Source organism: Winogradskyella luteola, assembly GCF_019203985.1.
GTDB lineage: Bacteria > Bacteroidota > Bacteroidia > Flavobacteriales > Flavobacteriaceae > Winogradskyella > Winogradskyella luteola.
In genome coordinates, this window is record NZ_JAGSPD010000001.1 from 217,278 (window position 1) to 234,180 (window position 16,903).

Sequence of the window (16,903 nt, forward strand, 5' to 3'; positions counted from 1 at the left end):
CAGGGATGACAAAGTGTGTTAAAATTTAATTTCTAATGTTGTAAACCAATTACGAGGTGCAGAAGGAATAATTCCAGGTCCAGGGTATGCAGTTGCTCTCCTTGTAAAATAAGCATTATCAAGTACATTATTCACACCTGTTTCAAGTTTAAACATTTTGTAAGTGTACGCAAATGAAAGATCAAGAATATCGTACTCAGGTATTTTACCAATTATACCACTGAGATCTGAGTCTGTGGAATTTGAAGCATCAGTAAACTGACTAGACAGATAAGTGTATTGTACACTGGTTTGGAAATTTTTATATCCAAATCGTAAACCTGTCTTTAAATTTACATCTGGTACAAATTCTACAGTGTTACCTACTTCTACCCCAGGTTTTTGGGACTTGGTATATTCTGATTGAATAAAAGATGTATTGACAAAATAGTTAAGACTAAAATCTGAATTCATCTTAAAAATCTTTTTCAGATTAAAATCCAATAACGATTCTACACCATACATCGTAGCATCACCAATATTGGTACGCAATTGCCTAAAATTACCTGACTCAGTAAATGGCACCAAGCCCAATCTGTTGTTATAGAACAATCCGAAAATACCAATATCGTAAGATAATATCTGTTTAAAATTTCCTCTAAAGCCTAAATCTACGGTAAAACCATCTTCATCAGTAATGTCCCTATCTATGACAATTGACGGGTTAATGACATTAATATCTGAAAAGGTTACAGAGCGATAGTTTTGCGAAATATTTCCATAAACCTCCAAACTTTTATTCGGTTTGTAACTTAGGCCTAATCCTAATAATAAAAAGTTACGTTCAAAATCACGATTGTCTTCTACTATCTCTTGAAAAATAACATTACCGGCTGCATCGGTATTGGTACGTTGATAAAAGCCATCACTTTCAGTTTTAATATATTCAAATCTAAAGCCAGGCGTTACCGAAAATTTTTCATTTAAGTAAAAAATATTTTCACCAAATACGGCCACGTTTAAATTTGGGAATTCAAAATCTGACTGGTCTGGGTAATTAGGAAATCGTTCTGTCTGTAAATTAAAATTTGGTCCTATACCTGCTGACCCTGGCCCTTGTTGTTGATCGTTATTCGCTTTATAGAATTTTGAACCTATTAAGAAAGTCGCATCTTTATTAAAGATCTTATACTTGCTCAAAAGTCTGGTTTCAAATCCAAAATTATTAAAATCTCCTTTTATTAAATCGCGTTCGGTTTCTGGATCTGCCTGATCCACTCGATTACTTCTGTAGCCCAATGCATTTCGGGTTGCGTTTAGACCAAAAAAATTGAACGTAAAGTTTGTGCTGTCTGAGAACTGATGTGCCAATTTAAAGTTGTACAACAACCAATCGATTTCAAACCAGTTACGTGCTCTATTACTTTGATAAGGATCTTCGTTAAACATATCATCTGTTAAACCCCCGGCTTGTTGTGCCAAATAATTGAGGTAGGTTATCTCACCACTAAATCTCGTTTTTTCGTTAAACTTATAACCGATATATGCATAGATATTTTTAGATTCGAACTCAGAATTTGGTCTAAAACCATCTCCCTTTTTGTAATTGAAAAATGTATAGTAACTCCACTTATCTTTTGTGCCACTTACGCTTGTAAAGTTGGTATATAAACCAAAACTCCCTAATGTGTTTCTTGTAATTAGCTCAAATGGTTTACTAGCATTAGGTGCCTTCATTACAAAGTTGATAAGACCACCAAATTGGGTACCATATTGTAAAGATGCTGCTCCTCTAATAACCTGTATTTCCTTTAAACCTTCAGCTGCTGGCGAATAATAACTCTCTGGATAACCCAAAACATCTGCACTGATGTCATACCCATTTTGTCTTGTATTAAAGTTAGCCGTACGGTTGGGATCTAAACCACGCCCACCAATATTAAGCTGTAAGCCAGCATCATCGTTTTGGTAAATGTTAAGCCCAGCTACCTGACTGTAAATTTGTCTTGCATTATTAGTAGCTAAATTTGCCATGGATTGATCCACCAAAACTACCTCTGTTTTTTTACCTGCATAAATTGCCGTTCCTTCTACATCCTTAAGACGACTTAACTCGAAAACTTTGGTTTTTCTTGCTGTGATTTCTACTGCGGTGAGTTCCTCGCCCAAAGGCTCTAAAACTTGATTTAAAACTACATCATCATCAATAGTAATCTGCACTTCTTTAATTTGAAATTCATACGAAAAGAACACCAATGTTAAAACTGATTTCTCAGTCGAAAATTCATAATAACCTTGAAGGTTTGTGGTGGCTAATCGCCCTGATGCTTTATCATAAACCTCAACATTACCTAAAGGTTGCCCTGATGTATCAGTGATTGTACCTGACACTTTTTGTTGTGCATTTACTAATATACTTATGGCTGCAAATATGAATACCAGACTATAATCCTTTAATTTCATCTTTAAATGGTAAAATCCAATCTTTAGGCTTTAATGATTCTTTTTGTTTTAATAAATCCACGTTTGGGTCGATGTAACGTTTACTTCGTCTTCCGTTTAGAGCGACATAACTATCCACATAGATTTCTATATTCTTATGACCTTGCGATTCAAAATGCTGTCCTAAGAAATGTGCATATTCCAATATAAAATCAGGTTGTGTACTCATTTCCTTTTCCTGAAAAGGTGTTAAAAAATCTGAATTATTAACTAAAAATGCTGTTTTAGTTTTTCCATCGACGACTTTGAATTCTGTGTAACCCGTTTTTTCAATCAACATCACACGCCACGAAAATCGATAACCTTCTTCTGTCCAAAATAATTCTCCTGGGTACAACACGTAACGAAACGGCAAAAGTAACTGAATACCAAAAAATATAGCCAATAGTGGTAGAACTAAGTTTTGCCTTTTATAGTGATATGTATGAGAATGGATTTTCTCTTTGGCCAACTTAAACGTTTTGAATATGCCTCTGAAGAAATTGAGCATACGCTCGTGAATATGAGCATCAAAAAATATCAATGACGAGATAATCATGATGTATGGAAACATACCTATTGGAAACAATACTCTGGTAAATACATGAAAGAAAACGACCAATGCAAAAGCAAACCAGCGTGTTTTTCGATATAGTAATAAAAATGGAATGCACAAATCATATAGCATACCAGACCAACTCATAGCCACATGAAACCAATGCTGTTGCATCAACGTTTCCCCAATTAAGGGCAAATCGTATTTTGATGGCAGCCAGATTTTTAATGGCATAGCCTTAAATAACCAATCGGAATTTATTTTTGCCAAGCCAGCATAAACATAAACAATCCCTAATAATAATTTTACGCTATCTATAGTCCATTTAGGAATATTATGATATTGTTTTTTGCTGATAAAATTATCGACAGAATAATACGCATTTGCAGGTAAAAAGCACATTAAAAAACTTAAAAGACTTATAAAATAGTAGTGATTGAGGTAGGTGGTTTTATCCATTAACTCAATGTAGGTGAAGCTCAGAAAAAATGTAATTACGGCAATACGATACTTTAGTCCCAAAGCAATAAACAGGGCTGCCAAACCACAAATAAAAAAAATAAGATATGTTAAGTTGCCTACTGGTTTTATCCATTCTAGTCCATAATAACTAAAATTAAATTTAGGGTTTAGGTATAACTTTTCAATCCATCCATACGACCAAAACCTAATGATACTTAACAACATCATTACGCCAAAACCAATTCTGAATACGGCTAGTGGTGCTGCTGAAGTTTTGGTATTTAAGTATGTGCTTAATGTATTTGGCATAAATAAAAAAAGGATTCTCAATCAAGAGAATCCTTAGCTTAATATTATAATGAATTAATCTCCATCGTTATCCTGAAAATCAATTTGAACATCAAAAATTGAAGCCATATCTACTTTTAATAATACAACCGCTGCTTGTAATGCATCATAAGCTTCTGTCATTTGTGTATTATCATCTATGACTTGTTGGCTAAAGCTATCGTTCAATGATTGTATTTGTTGTCTGGCGGCTTCAAATTGCGCATTAATATCATTCTTTAACTCAGAATTTTCCAAATAGTCTAAATAAGACGCAAAGCTTTCAGAAGACGTTGATGAATTATCAAAAGATTGCCCATTAAAAAACTTCTGTACTGCATCTAGACCCAATAATGCTAATTCTTTAGACACATCATTTTTGTAATAAGCTTCAACTTTATCTGGAAATGTTTGCCCTGCTGAAAAATTACCAGCAGGTGTTCCTATTTTATTCGCTCTCAAAGCCCTTTCATAATAATTTATGTAATCATTCACGATTTTGCTGAAAGAACCCGTTACACTTGATGATGTATTGGCTACAAATTCATCTCTAAACGTATTTTGCCAATCATTAAGGATTGTATTAGACCTATTGTTGATTTGGGATTGTACATTGGTTAAATAATCTATATACCCATCAAAATTTACATTTGTAGTGAACTTATCTAAAGGTGTCGTATCAGAGTCAGCGATACCATGTATAAGAAAGTCTAATGCAGGAAAGCCTTGAGCAGCAAAATAGGTCTCGGCATTTAGGTTATAATCTGTTCCAGATGCAGCACTTTCTATTAAATTCGTTGTAACTGGATACACATTAAAATATACTCTAAAACCATTTTCATTAGCCGTAAATGTTTCAGCAATTCCAATATTATACATCGCTACATATTGCCATGCTCCGTAAGCTTCTAACCAAGCTTCACTTAACAGGTCTAGATTATTTTGGTTAATGTCATTGACAAAATTAGATCTTGCCACATCCATATCTGCCACTTTGGTTTGAAAATTCACTATCGCTGGCACAATAATATCATCTGCATAATTGCTTAATAATGCAGTTCTATCAAAATTATCTGAATTGTCACTATTACTATCATCAGAAGATGAACATGCAACGATAATGCTAACAACACATAAAAGGAAAATTATTTTTTTTACCATAGCAATTATTCTTTATTTTTTTGGTTTGCAAAAATACTAAATAAGCAGATGCAACATTATAATGCTGCACCTGTTTTTTCTAAATTAATCCATCTATTAGTTACTTGTTGCGGCTTCAGCAACGGTAAAACTAAAGCGTGCTGCAATCTCATCTGAAATTGTATCTAGAGTCGTTGATGTAACGTCCCAAAAGCCATTACCTTCCATTAATTCTGCTACATAAGCATCTACCTCAGCTTTTGTAAAATAAGGTGTGTCCGTTCCTGGTTGTCTTGTAAATTGCAAGCTGTAGATAAACCCAAAACCTTCGGACAAATCATGGAATGCTGTTGCAAAATCAGTACCTAAGGTTAATTTACCAGCTTGTAAATAATATACAGATCTAATACCGATAATTTCAGATACTTTTTCTCTAATAATATTTGCCTGCTCATCTCTTACCTCATAGTTTTTTGCCACAATAGCTGCTCTTCCTAATTTAAAAGCATTGTAAATATCCTCTGCTATACCTGTAAAATCTGTATCGTTTTCAACCCTTGACAGGTATTTATTTAAAAAACTATCTTTATTTAGTAATGGTGCCAATGCATCATCTGTACCGTACAAATAACCAAAAGCCTCGTCCCACTTATGCTCCATAATTGTATAGTTTTTACCTTCGGCTACAATTTCAGCATCATTATCTGCTCTGTTAGTGCCAGCATCTAAAACTGAGGTGCTTAAATAATTATTAAGTATTTGATCGACCATTAGCGCACCAATTAAGCTTTTATTAATGGCTTGATTATACTCTAAACCTTTAGAGTTAATATAGCGGTAAGTACCGCCTGCTTCCTGTAATCTACCAGCATTGCCTACTGTAGCAGTTGTTTCCCAATTAGGAAAAACGTCTGTAACTTGATTGGCAATCCAACCGTCAAAATCAGCTTTTATTTGGTTAGCCACAGTAGTATTAGCAGAAAAATAATCACTAGAAGCAGCAGTTTTACTTCTTATGTTTTTAGTAGACTCATTTAGTGCTGTGGTTGAAAAATAATTTCCCGTGTTGGTAAACATACCGTCGAGTTCGGCTTCAGTTTTAGAGTTATCTAATAATGCTGTGACGAACTCTTCACCCATATCAATACGTGTGGTTTGCCCATTGTAATCTACTGTTGTGGTTCCTTCTCTTTTGAACTCATAGGTCGCTGGAGCTTCTACTTGGTTACCGTCAGAACCATTATCGTCATCACTTGAGCATGATGTGAACATAGCAGCTATTACACATAAACTTAAGGCTAACTTCTTCATTTTTGATTGTTTTTTATTTTTATTAAGATTTGTTATAAATAATTAGCGCAAAAATAATACTACAAAGGATTTATACAAAGTTTATTTAGATTAATTTTAAATAAATTTTGAGCACCTTTATTACTTTATTTATATTACTCTACTATATAGGGATTTATAAAATGGCAACCCAAATAAATGCAATAGATTAAGCTAATGTATTGCGATATTAGTTGAGATGTAACACATAATCAATATCGTCTACATTCAGTAAATGTGGAGCTAAAGTCTCTTTTTGCTTATTAAAAGATAATAGGTTTCTTAGCTCAATAGTTTTCTGTCTATTGAACATCATTACTAAATTTTCTTGTGTAATAGGTAGTGGGATTTTTCGTTTAAGATCAGAGCACTCTTATTTATGTTCCAAGTAGTCAATTACTAATGTATCGATATAGTCTTTAAGACGCTTTAACTCTGTTTTGTTTAGTGCTAAAAATATATTGTTAAATATCAAATGGAACGATTTATAATTTTCGCAAAACGACAATTCACCACTTTTTACTCTGGATATTGCTTTTATACTTTTACACATATTTATATTTTAATAGCAATCCATTTTAATCTGTTCATTATTTTCAAACACACTTAAAGGATGTTGTAGTTTTGACTCCGTAATGATGTTTAGAGCTTCTAAAACGCTGTTTTGCATAGCGATTGATCCACAAATCATAATAACTCCTTTGTTTTGCAGAACATTACATATTAATTTTTCTTTTTCCATAAGCACATCTTGCACATAAACTTTCTCGTCTTCTTCCCGAGAATATGCCAAATTAAAGCTAGACAAATAGCCTTTCTTAAATGCTTTATCGATTAATTTTGAATACAATTGAAAGGATTGCTGAGTGCGTCCTCCCCAAAATAAGTGAGTTTTAATATCTAGAGTGTTTTCATTCATCATTCCCAAAAAAGGTGCTATACCTGTTCCATTGGCTATCATTATTACTTCCTTGGCATAGATTGGAAAATGAAAATCTAGATTTCTTTTAATTCTTGCTTTTATCATGTTGTGCTGCTTTTGAGTGCTTAATTGTTTTGAACATACCCCAAATTTGTGCTTTTTAATACTCAAAAGAATCGTATCCTCTACTCGACCTATGGAATATAGACGCTCAATATGATCTTCTTCTGGATAAAAGGCTAATAAATCACCCGACTTAAACTTTTGTTTTTTAAGAGACTTTAACTGTAGCAAAAATGTATCATCCACATTACAATCGGTAATATTCAAAACCTCAAAATTCTTTAGCCGTTTTTTGTTAACAGTTGGTTTGGTTAATTGAATTTTTAAATCTTGTGATGTACTTTCATTCCATTGTTGTATCCAGGTTTTAAAAGCGTCATGTGACTGATTATTAATTTTGAATAAAGGTAAATTAGGAATGAAGTTTTTTTGCTTTTGCAGCAATGCATCAACAACAATAGCATATTTACAAAAATCTGGATACATCAGGGATCCGAAACCTACTACCGAATATTTTACCGTTTGCTTTTGACGGATCATTTTCAGCAATCCTTCAAAATTTTTGGCATTGCTAGGTGCTTCCCCTTCACCATAAGTCGCTGTAAATACAATAAGATGTTTTGCTATTTTATAAGTTGAATACTTATTGAGCTGATCGAGATAAACTGTATGGTTTGCTGTTATAAGAGCATCAAAAAATTGTTTTGCAAAACGTTGGGTATGCCCTGTTTCTGAACCTACTAAAAGAATAAATTCAGCTTCATCCTTGGTGTATTTATTCTTAATTTTTACACTTTCTTTTTTACGTTTTATAGTCATGGTAAAACCAGAATACATAAAGAATAAAATGGCAATGCAACTTAGCAGTAAAACCATAGCCCAAACAAAAGTACCTTGACCTGTATGCAATACCATACTCCAAGTTGAGACTATTGATACTAATGATATATCAGCTTTACTCATTACACGACCTGTGTATTGATTTATGTAAAGCTCCTTGTCTTTTAGGTTTAAAATAAAGTAATCTTCTTCGTCTTCTGAAAATGGAAATTCCAAAGATTTCAATTCATTTAAAGTGTAAGACTGAAAAACATGAAACCCATTTATACCAATGCTTTCTGCATGAGATGTATTTTCAATATTTTTATGAACCAGCTTATCTGATGGCAATAGATTAAACTTTTCTAATGACAAAAAGACACCTGTTAGAGTAATAATTACAATCGGAATTAAAGTATAGCGACCAATGACAATATGGAAATACTGCTCAAAGTTTTCTTTCACTACTTTGGCAAAAAAGCGTTTAAAACCTCCTTGGCGCTTCAGTATTAATTTTATACCAGTAATAGCAATGAGAAATAGAAAAAATGAGAATAAACCTACTAAAAACCGCCCTGTGGATTTTAAAAAAAGTGAACGATGCAAATTGGTTGCAAATTCAAAGATTGGTTTCTTTTTTATAAGTTCACCTAATTTTTCACCAGTAAAAGGGTTGACATAAAACATATCATTTTTACCTTCGGCTGTAATTATCGACGCTATTACAAAATCATTTTCGTCTTTTTCTAAAGTGATAACTCCTTCATATTCATTATGTAAGATCTCTAGTGCTTCTGCTAAGGACAAATCATTAGCATTGTCTACAGCAAAAGGCTGTATTTGATTAGAGATAGGTTCTAACGCTAATATAATACCTGTAACTGTAGCAATAAAAATGAATAAAGCTGAAGACACAGCCAGTATTAAGTGACTGTATCTCCAAATAGAAATGGTCATGTCAAAATTTTGATTATTGAGGCATTAACCTAATGTACCGAATAAAGCCTTTGCCTTCCACTTTACTTTTAACAGATTCTGAAGTTAATTCAAACTCAACATCATCTGCATGATATTCCTGATCTTCAACAGCAGTTTCAAACCTAACTTTGTAGCCTTGATCTATTTTATCATCTGCTATTTCTATAACACTTATGGCACGCTCACCACCACTTATCGTTGCACCAGTTATGGCATCTATATTTGTGCGTTTTTTGCCTTGAAAATTCCACCATTCGGTAATATCAAAATACCATTCATCATCATCACCTTGAACGTAAAGCGTCTTTTCATATTCACCTTTGGGGTTTAAGAGTGAAATAATAATATAAGCACCTTCACCTGTATAATTGGTCATCTGAATCATACACTTATAGGTCGAAGATGGTTGCTTTAAAGTGAACCCAAATAGTAGAAAAACGGCTACTATTAATAGAGGTGCTATTTTGAATATATTTATTTTTCTCATGCTACTTTAAGAAATTGAAATTGACTTTGTTTTTTTGAAGCAATTCATTTTCACTTGCTAAATCATAAACTGATTCTTCAAAATCTGTTTTAACTGTTTTATCTGCTCCGATTGAAATTAAATACTTTAACATATCATCATTTTTTGCCTTCATGGCTGCCAAATGTAAAGGTGTTAATCCGTCATTATTTTTTGTATTAACATCTATGTTAAACTTATGGATGCGTTTTAGTAAATCGAGGTTATTTTTTTCAACAGCCAAATGATAGAGTGTATTTCCGTTACCTTGGGTTTTAGTTATATCTAAACCTGTTTTTGCAAGCAATTCTAATTTACTATTAAAAGTTTCTGACTTATTGCCCTGGTAAGCATTCAATAGGTAGTACATTAATGTGTTTCCATCCTTATCAATAGAATTGGTATCCGCACCTTTTTCGATTAAGAATTTTGCCACTTCAACATTATTTCCATGAATTACCATAGCTAAAGCAGAACGACCATTTTTATTTTTTACATTAATATCCTTTATAAAAGGGAAAAGGAATGTTACAACCTCGAGTCTATTACTTTTCACGGCATTCATAAATGGTGAATTACCGTCTTCGTCTTGTAAATTGATGTCAACTCCCTTTTCAATAAAATATCTAAAGGTTTCTAAATCATTACTATCATAAGCTATGGCGTGCAGGGGATTTCTACTTTTATTTCCAATTACGTTAACAGCTATACCTAAATCTTCAAGAAACTTGTAAACTGCTAATGTATTCTTTCTTCCTCGCGTCCCTTGGCTTGCCATAATCATAGCATTACCGCCTTTTATATTTAAGTATTTATACGGTACACCTTTATCGATTAACCATTGTAACATTTCTAAATTTCCACCTTTTGCAGCATAGTTAAAGATGCCATTGCCATTATTATCAGTGCTTTTTAAATCAACTTTATGAGACAAAAAATAATTAACCAACTTATCATCCTTTAAAAAAGGAGCAACTAATAATAAGGCGTTGGCACCATCATGATTCTTTTCTATAGTTGGATTTGATCCATGCTTTATCAAAAAATCATAAAGTTTAGTATTGGTTTGCCCAGTAACAGCGGCAAAGTTTAATATAGAATAACCATGGCTATCTATGATATCTGTTTTAGCACCTTTATTAACCAAATACTGCATCAATTGCAGATTGTCTTTATAAGCTGCCCAAAAGATGTAGGTTCTACCATCGTGTGTTAATTTATTGACTCCGTTCCCTTTTTGTGACAAAAGGTACTTTACGGTATTATTATCTACCTTTTCTATAAGTGAATAACTAACAGCATCAAAGGCATTTTGGTTGAGCTCTGCGATATCATGTCCTTCTGCTATTTTCTTGTCAATATCTGCTATAGAAGGATTGGATTTCCAGTAGTCTCTACTTAAAAAAATGTTAGATTCTTGGGCAAAAAAAGGTGTGGCGAAAATTATAACTACTATACAAAGTATGTAATTTTTATTTTTCATAGCATTTATTTTACAAAAGATTCAATCACTTTTTCTATGTCTTCTTTGGCCGTCATCTCTTCATCAAAAAGGTGCTTATACAATACTTTGTTATCTACTTTAGCTTCAAGATTTAAGTCCTTATTACGTCCATAAACGGCATTCCATTTTGTTCTTACAGTTGCCCATTTATTATCGTGTTCTTTCCACCAGTCTTGTGCAGCTTGGCAACGGCTATCGTCCACTTTTTTATAGATATTATAGCCTTTTTCGTGTGCTAAAATCACATCATCTTTATCGCCCTCTCTGATAACCTTGGCATTGTCTTGGTCATGAACCCAGCCAAAATCCGTAATTTCATGTCTATTACCTCGCATTGTAATATTATAATCGCTGCGTTTGGTATATTCTCTTCTAGGCAATGGTGCTGTTGTGGTATTTTCCCAATAACTCTTCCCATCTACGTGCACCCAAGTACCAGAACCTTCATAACGTGGACTATCATCTACTTGATATACTTTTTGTGTCCACTGTCCCTCCACTTCATCTTTCTCTTTCTCTTGAAAAGTCCATTCATTATCTCCATTGTACATATAAAATGCTGTATTTTCAAACAGCCAATCTTGTCTCCAATGTTTAACTATATGAGGTTTATTCGGTGGTCCAACTTGCAATAGATGTTGAATTGATACTTTGTTTTTATCATCTTCTATCAATTGTGCCCATTCCAATCCTTTGTCTGTTTTTGTTTTTGATGGTTTGTAAAGCGAATCTTCACTAAACTGAAAGGTTTCCGCAAAGTTGAATGTGACTTCAAAACAGCCACACATTTCTTTGATGGCTTCTTTGTCTTGTTTCTTCTTTTTTTGTGCATTTACTTGAAATGACAAGGCTAAAACTAAACTGGCTAATACTACTCTTTTCATTTTTTTATTGATTAAAATTTTAACAAAAATATCTTGTTCTTATTTAGATTGAATTAAAATAACTTATATATTTGCGGCAAAACTAATCAAGAATGAGTCTAAATAAAAATAATATCTGCATTTATTTTTTATTTTTTTTGAGTTATACGGTTTGTGCGCAGGAACACAAAAAGGACAGTACTAAGATTGAAAAATTAGAAGAGGTTGTGATAACTGGACAGTACAGCCCTTCTTCAATAAAAAAATCGATTTACAACGTAACTGTAATAAATCAAAAGCAAATTCAGCAAATAGCGGCTAATAACCTAGCAGACATCTTAAACTTTAACCTTAATCTTAATATAATTCCCAATGGACAAACGGGTAGATCAACAGTATCTTTTTTTGGCTTGGATAGCCAATACCTTAATATTTTGGTTGACAATGTTCCCTTAGTTAGTGATAATGGATTAGGTAACAGTATCGATCTTACCCAAATAAATCTTGATGATATTGAACGTATAGAAATTGTAGAAGGTGCTATGGGAGTTGAGTTTGGAGCTAATGCAGTTACAGGAGTCATAAATATAATAACTAAAAAATCTATTGACGAAGAATGGAAAATACAGACATCTATACAAGAAGAAACCGTTAGTAATGAGTATGAGTTGTTTGACCAAGGCAGACATATACAATCGTTAAATTTAGGACACAACTTCAACAAAAAATGGTTTGCCAGAATTGGTTTTAACAGAAATGATTTTGCAGGTTTTTTTAATGACAGACAAGGCAGGGACTATTTTGAAAATGATGGACTAAGAGGGTATGAATGGTTACCTAAAGATCAATTGACTACGAATGCATTCATTAATTTTAAAGCTAAAAACTTTCAACTTAATTATAAATTTGAATACTATAACGAAAATGTATATTTCTATGATGCAGCTGTTAGAGCAAATATAGATACCCAAAACCAAACCAGTAACCCTTCTGCTACTGATAGAATTTTTACAACCAATAGATTTGTAAACAACATTAGCTTAGATGGCACATTAAACTCTGGTGCCAACTATAGCGCTACGTTTTCTTACCAACAACAAGAACGGGATATTAATGAGTTTAATTATTTTATCCTAACACAAGAAAGATCTAATGAAACCGATGAAACCTATCAATCTAGTAAAGCTTTCTTTTCTAACGGTACCGTAGACAACCTAATAAAAGACAAAGATTATGATTTTCAAATTGGTTACGAAACCAGATATATTGAAGGTTTTGATACCCAAGCTTCTGGTGATGTCACACAATTTAATGAAACGAGAAACCAAAGCAACTTTGCTGTGTTTAGTTCTTCTGAGGTAAAACTTAACGATAAGTTTTCATTTCGCCCTGGTGTACGATACGAATATAATTCACTTTATAATTCAAAACTTACTGGTGCTTTAAATGTACGCTACCTTATGGAAAAAGGGTTTGAGCTTAGGGCAAACATAGGTTCTTCTTATAGAGTACCAAATTTTGAAGAGCTCTACTACTATTTTGTGGATTCCAATCATGATGTTAGGGGCAACGAAAATCTAGACCCAGAAAATGGTTTTTCAACTTTTGTAAATCTAAAAAAGCGAAGCTGGTTCAAAGGTGTTTCATTAATCAATAATCTAAAAGTAAGTTATATAGATGTTTCTGATCGTATAGATTTAGCAGTCGTAAATTCTACACCACTTCAATTTCAATTCATCAATATAGATAAGTTTAGACAGCTTGGCTTTACCTTAGACAACTCATTAAGGTTAAATAATCTTACACTAAACTTAGGAGCTGCATTACAAGGAATCTCTAGAATAAATAATACTGAAGTTAATGCAGAGGATGATTTTTTATACAATTTTCAAGTTAATTCTAGGGCTTCATATAGATTCGATAAAATTAACACCTCAGTTGCCCTGCTACTAAAATATAATGGTGAACAACAAAACTATATAGCCTCTGGCACAGACGATAATGGTAATACCGCTTTTTCAAAGGCTACTGTAGAGGCCTATTCATGGCTAGATTTTTCAGTAAGAAAAGTATTTCTAGATGATAAATTAGATATAACACTTGGTAGTAGAAATTTATTCGATGTTACCAACGTAAACGTAAATAACGGATCTAACGGCGGAACACATTCTGCTAACAATAGTAATCTATTATTGGGCTATGGGAGATCTTTTTACCTAAAAGCAATGTATAATCTAAATTTTTAAATAAAACAATCATGACAAACAAGTTTTTTATATTAATCTTATTTATAGCTGTTGCACTTATAACCAGTTGCAGTAATGACGACGATGGGCCTCAAGGACCAATTGAGGTTACCATAGAAGGTGCAACACTAGCACCAAGTGTTGGTGGGCCAAATCAAGGCAATCAGGTATATATAGATTTAAGTACAAGTGAAACAACTTCTGTAAGAAGAGACTCTTGGGATTTAGGATTCTATTCTGGCTCAGATTTTAGAGTTGTGTTAAATAGTGCTGTTTATATGGCTGCTGCAGAATTAAATACAACAGATATAGATGCTGTAAATTCATCGATAACTGAAGTGTCTTCTATACAACCATTAGTTGCTGTTGGGACTTTCCAATCTGAGAGTGCAGCATATGTAGATAACCCTAATGGCGATCTTTCTGGTACTGCAATAGCCCCTATTTCGGCAACTGACGATGCCAATAAAGTGTATTTAGTGAACTTAGGAGATGAAATAGGTACTGAAACCCCTTCTACTGGAAATGTTGATATTTCTGATGGACCAAGAGGTTGGATGAAAATAAGAATACTAAGAGAAGGTAACGATTATGTAGTTCAATACGCAGATTTAGATGCTACAACCCATAACGAAGTCACCATTTCTAAAAATACAGATTATAATTTTACGTTTTTTAGTTTAGTCAATGGCTCTGAAGTATTGGTAGAACCAATGAAAACCGAATGGGATATAGTCTTTACGGTATTTACAAATGAGATCACAGGTTTTGGTCCTTATGGATTTGCTGATTACGTAGTAAATAATATTAAAAATGATGCAAAAGTCTATATGATTGATACTGAAGATGAGGGTACGCTAGCGTATGAAGACTTTTCGATCATAGATGTAAATGATACCTTATTCAGCAACGATCGTCGTGTTATCGGAAACAGCTGGAGAAACGGAGGTGGACCAGGTACCTTACCATCATTAAAAGAAAATGTTTACTACATAATTAATGATGCCAATGGCAACTACTACAAGCTAAAATTCTTGGCCATGTTTGACACTGATGGAAACAGAGGATATCCACAATTTGAATATAGCTTATTGGAAGACTAAGAAAAATTAATGATACTTTGAAAATATCTTAGTTGCCTCATTATAAGCACTCTCAAAGCTCATGGCATTTAAGTCATGAGCCTTTTTTTGCGTAAAGTAAGACAGCATTTTTTCGGTTGGCATATTGCCCGTTAGCTCGTCTTTTGCCATAGGGCAACCACCAAAACCTTGTATGGCACCATCAAAACGTCTGCAACCTGCTCTGTAAGCGGCATCGATTTTTTCAAACCATGTCGTAGGTGTTGTGTGTAGATGTGCTCCAAACTCAATATCTGAATACTTGGGAATAAGGTTAGAAAACAGGTAATCTATATTTTCTGGATTGGAACTCCCAATCGTATCACTCAAGGATAAAATCTTTACTCCCATTTTAGCTAAACGTTCGGTCCACTCCCCTACTATATCTACATTCCAAGGATCACCGTACGGATTCCCAAAGCCCATAGAAATATATACTACAACTTCTTTATTGACTTTATTCGCTATATCTAGAATCTCAGAGAGCGTTACAACAGACTGAGCAATGGTTTTATGTGTATTACGCATCTGGAAGTTTTCTGATATCGAAAACGGAAAACCTAAGTAATCTATCGCTTTGTGCTGAGACGCATCGTTGGCACCACGTACATTGGCTATAATTGCTAAGAGTTTACTTTTGGTTTTACTTAAGTCTAATTGCGCTAAAACCTCAGTAGTGTCCACCATTTGGGGAATCGCTTTTGGGGACACAAAACTTCCGAAATCTATGGTATCAAAACCAACTCGTAATAAAGACTGAATGTACTGTACTTTCTTTTCTGTAGGAATAAATTCCTTAATACCTTGCATGGCATCTCTTGGACATTCAATAAGTTTTACAGCTTTATTCATTGGCGCAAATATAAGGCTAACGAAAACGTTTTCAAACTTTCTTGAATGTTCGAAACTCAAAGCCCTGTTTCTAAATTCAATTTCTTTTTCATTTAGAATGTTTCACAGGCTTATCCTAATACAATTTACACAAGAATAAAAATAGCTATTCCAATAAAAACTACTATCTGCAACCATTTTAAAACCATACCAGAATTCTTATGATTTAGAGTATAGGTTTTTATTTGACCCGCAAGTATCGCTATAGCAGAAAAAATAATAAAAGATACCAACATAAACACACCGCCTAAAATGTAAAACTGTGTTACTGTACTCATGGTTTGGCTAAACAAGAATCCAGGAAAAAATGCTAAAAAGAATATGGTTACTTTTGGGTTTAGAACATTCATAAAAAACCCTTGAATAAATAGTCCTTTTAAGCTTTTTTTTGGAGTTACTTCAGTATGCCAATTCAGTTGAGCATCAGATTTATATACTTTATATGCCAAGTACAAAAGATATAATGCACCTAATACTTTAATACCAAAAAATATATTTTCATTAGTCTTAATTATAGCAGAAACACCAAAAGCCAATAATGTTGTATGCACAATACAGCCTGTTATTAAGCCACAGACTGTAGCTAATCCATAAGATTTTCCATTGGTAATGCTTTGCACCAACACATAGATATTATCCGGGCCAGGGGAGATAGCCAAAGCTGATGTTGCCAGTGCAAATGATATGAGGATTTCAAGATTCAAATAAAAAATAAAA

General features: G+C 33.3%; 12 protein-coding genes and 1 pseudogene. 2 read left to right on the top strand and 11 right to left on the bottom strand.

Features of this window, described 5'->3' with window-relative positions; all coding sequences use genetic code 11:
• Window positions 1-18: 18 nt before the first annotated feature.
• The 9 genes and pseudogenes from KCG49_RS01060 to KCG49_RS01095 form a co-directional block, all read right to left on the bottom strand.
• Complete coding sequence (locus KCG49_RS01060) at window positions 19-2,442, bottom strand: TonB-dependent receptor domain-containing protein (protein ID WP_218544322.1); 2,424 nt, start codon at window positions 2,440-2,442, stop codon at window positions 19-21.
• Window positions 2,423-3,787, bottom strand: a complete 1,365-nt coding sequence (locus KCG49_RS01065) for an HTTM domain-containing protein (RefSeq protein WP_218544323.1) — start codon at window positions 3,785-3,787, stop codon at window positions 2,423-2,425. Before KCG49_RS01065 ends, KCG49_RS01060 begins: the two co-directional genes overlap by 20 nt.
• Window positions 3,788-3,841: 54 nt before the next feature.
• Window positions 3,842-4,966 (bottom strand): imelysin family protein, encoded by a 1,125-nt coding sequence (locus KCG49_RS01070; protein WP_218544324.1) that lies wholly within the window; start codon window positions 4,964-4,966, stop codon window positions 3,842-3,844.
• A gap of 96 nt (window positions 4,967-5,062) precedes the next feature.
• Window positions 5,063-6,256, bottom strand: a complete 1,194-nt coding sequence (locus KCG49_RS01075) for a DUF4856 domain-containing protein (protein WP_218544325.1) — start codon at window positions 6,254-6,256, stop codon at window positions 5,063-5,065.
• A gap of 208 nt (window positions 6,257-6,464) precedes the next feature.
• A pseudogene (locus tag KCG49_RS16520) lies at window positions 6,465-6,827 on the bottom strand (DUF6686 family protein).
• Window positions 6,828-6,836: 9 nt separating this feature from the next.
• Complete coding sequence (locus tag KCG49_RS01080) at window positions 6,837-9,035, bottom strand: PepSY domain-containing protein (RefSeq protein WP_218544326.1); 2,199 nt, start codon at window positions 9,033-9,035, stop codon at window positions 6,837-6,839.
• A 13-nt stretch (window positions 9,036-9,048) separates the two neighbouring features.
• The gene (locus KCG49_RS01085; RefSeq protein WP_218544327.1) at window positions 9,049-9,543 is read right to left on the bottom strand and encodes a DUF2271 domain-containing protein; all 495 of its coding nucleotides are present in this window, start codon (window positions 9,541-9,543) and stop codon (window positions 9,049-9,051) included.
• A gap of 1 nt (window position 9,544) precedes the next feature.
• The gene (locus tag KCG49_RS01090) at window positions 9,545-11,044 is read right to left on the bottom strand and encodes an ankyrin repeat domain-containing protein (RefSeq protein ID WP_218544328.1); all 1,500 of its coding nucleotides are present in this window, start codon (window positions 11,042-11,044) and stop codon (window positions 9,545-9,547) included.
• Between the two features lie 5 nt (window positions 11,045-11,049).
• Window positions 11,050-11,949 carry a DUF6607 family protein gene (locus tag KCG49_RS01095; protein ID WP_218544329.1) on the bottom strand — a complete coding sequence of 300 codons (900 nt, stop codon included), beginning with the start codon at window positions 11,947-11,949 and terminating at the stop codon, window positions 11,050-11,052.
• Window positions 11,950-12,041: 92 nt separating this feature from the next.
• On the opposite strand from KCG49_RS01095, the gene KCG49_RS01100 reads away from it, so the two are divergent.
• Window positions 12,042-14,174, top strand: coding sequence for a TonB-dependent receptor plug domain-containing protein (locus tag KCG49_RS01100; RefSeq protein WP_218544330.1), 2,133 nt, complete (start codon window positions 12,042-12,044; stop codon window positions 14,172-14,174).
• An 11-nt stretch (window positions 14,175-14,185) separates the two neighbouring features.
• Window positions 14,186-15,277 carry an HmuY family protein gene (locus KCG49_RS01105; protein ID WP_218544331.1) on the top strand — a complete coding sequence of 364 codons (1,092 nt, stop codon included), beginning with the start codon at window positions 14,186-14,188 and terminating at the stop codon, window positions 15,275-15,277.
• Window positions 15,278-15,283: 6 nt separating this feature from the next.
• Here KCG49_RS01105 and KCG49_RS01110 read toward each other — a convergent pair whose 3' ends face one another.
• Both KCG49_RS01110 and KCG49_RS01115 read right to left on the bottom strand, forming a co-directional pair.
• The gene (locus tag KCG49_RS01110; protein ID WP_218544332.1) at window positions 15,284-16,147 is read right to left on the bottom strand and encodes a hydroxymethylglutaryl-CoA lyase; all 864 of its coding nucleotides are present in this window, start codon (window positions 16,145-16,147) and stop codon (window positions 15,284-15,286) included.
• A gap of 125 nt (window positions 16,148-16,272) precedes the next feature.
• Complete coding sequence (locus KCG49_RS01115) at window positions 16,273-16,890, bottom strand: LysE family translocator (protein WP_218544333.1); 618 nt, start codon at window positions 16,888-16,890, stop codon at window positions 16,273-16,275.
• Window positions 16,891-16,903: the final 13 nt, after the last annotated feature.

Excerpts from the sequence above, each read along its gene's own strand:
- KCG49_RS01060 (WP_218544322.1), bottom strand. The coding sequence starts at position 2,442 with ATGAAATTAAAGGATTATAGTCTGGTATTCATATTTGCAGCCATAAGT.
- KCG49_RS01065 (WP_218544323.1), bottom strand. The coding sequence starts at position 3,787 with ATGCCAAATACATTAAGCACATACTTAAATACCAAAACTTCAGCAGCA.
- KCG49_RS01070 (WP_218544324.1), bottom strand. The coding sequence starts at position 4,966 with ATGGTAAAAAAAATAATTTTCCTTTTATGTGTTGTTAGCATTATCGTT.
- KCG49_RS01075 (WP_218544325.1), bottom strand. The coding sequence starts at position 6,256 with ATGAAGAAGTTAGCCTTAAGTTTATGTGTAATAGCTGCTATGTTCACA.
- KCG49_RS01080 (WP_218544326.1), bottom strand. The coding sequence starts at position 9,035 with ATGACCATTTCTATTTGGAGATACAGTCACTTAATACTGGCTGTGTCT.
- KCG49_RS01085 (WP_218544327.1), bottom strand. The coding sequence starts at position 9,543 with ATGAGAAAAATAAATATATTCAAAATAGCACCTCTATTAATAGTAGCC.
- KCG49_RS01090 (WP_218544328.1), bottom strand. The coding sequence starts at position 11,044 with ATGAAAAATAAAAATTACATACTTTGTATAGTAGTTATAATTTTCGCC.
- KCG49_RS01095 (WP_218544329.1), bottom strand. The coding sequence starts at position 11,949 with ATGAAAAGAGTAGTATTAGCCAGTTTAGTTTTAGCCTTGTCATTTCAA.
- KCG49_RS01100 (WP_218544330.1), top strand. The coding sequence starts at position 12,042 with ATGAGTCTAAATAAAAATAATATCTGCATTTATTTTTTATTTTTTTTG.
- KCG49_RS01105 (WP_218544331.1), top strand. The coding sequence starts at position 14,186 with ATGACAAACAAGTTTTTTATATTAATCTTATTTATAGCTGTTGCACTT.
- KCG49_RS01110 (WP_218544332.1), bottom strand. The coding sequence starts at position 16,147 with ATGAATAAAGCTGTAAAACTTATTGAATGTCCAAGAGATGCCATGCAA.